Genomic DNA, 747 nt, shown 5'->3' with positions numbered 1-747 from the left:
GCGCTGGCGGCGGAGCCGGAGATGACGCCCGCCTGCACGAGCCTTCGCATCATCTCCACCCACTCGGCGGAGACCACCATCCGCGAGCCCATCATGACTCCGCCCGAGCTCATCACGAGGCCCACGCCGAGCGTCGCGGGGGCCGCGGGTGGCACGCGTGGCATGGCCAGCTTCATCGTGGAGATCATGGTGACCATCTCCACCGCCTGCATCGCCGCGATGACCTGCCCGCCGAGCTTCATGGTCGCGCGGGTGTCCCGCTGGAGCGTGTCGAACTCGCGGGTCAGCTTGCCCATCAGCTCGGGCATCGCGGCCGTCGCCGCTTCCACCCGCTCCGGGTCCAGTGAGGCCAGGTCCGTCAGCGTGGGCTCCATCAGTCCCTGCACGCGATGCAGGTCCGTGAAGAGCTTCTCTGCGCTGCACATGGGGCAGTTTCGGAGCACGGCGTCCGCGAGGTGCAGGAAGTCCACCCAGGTGGCCAGGAGGAGGGTTCCGAATTGGGCGGCCTGGAGCTTCGGCCCCGTCATGCGCAGCAGGCCCAGCTCCATGTCCGTGTCGCCGACTTCCGTGGCCACCTCCGTCAACGCGGTGGCGCTCCCAAGCGCGCCATGGAGCCACGTCACCGGCTTGGCCCCATGGTCGAGGTAGCGCGTGAAGACGCCGGTGAGGCTCCAGCCCCAGGGGTCTGCAGGACGGGCCGCCAGCTTGGTGAACGCGGCCTCGATGCTGCGCAGGGAACCCTTCACT

General features: G+C 69.3%; 1 pseudogene. It reads right to left on the bottom strand.

The features are described 5' to 3' along the window. Positions 1-747: pseudogene (locus tag K8556_RS38935) on the bottom strand (DUF2380 domain-containing protein); the annotation flags it as partial.

The sequence above is a fragment of the Corallococcus sp. AS-1-12 genome (assembly GCF_020036995.1).
GTDB lineage: Bacteria > Myxococcota > Myxococcia > Myxococcales > Myxococcaceae > Corallococcus.
The sequence above is the reverse complement of the archived record's forward strand: the minus strand, read 5'-3'. Positions and strand labels throughout refer to the sequence as shown.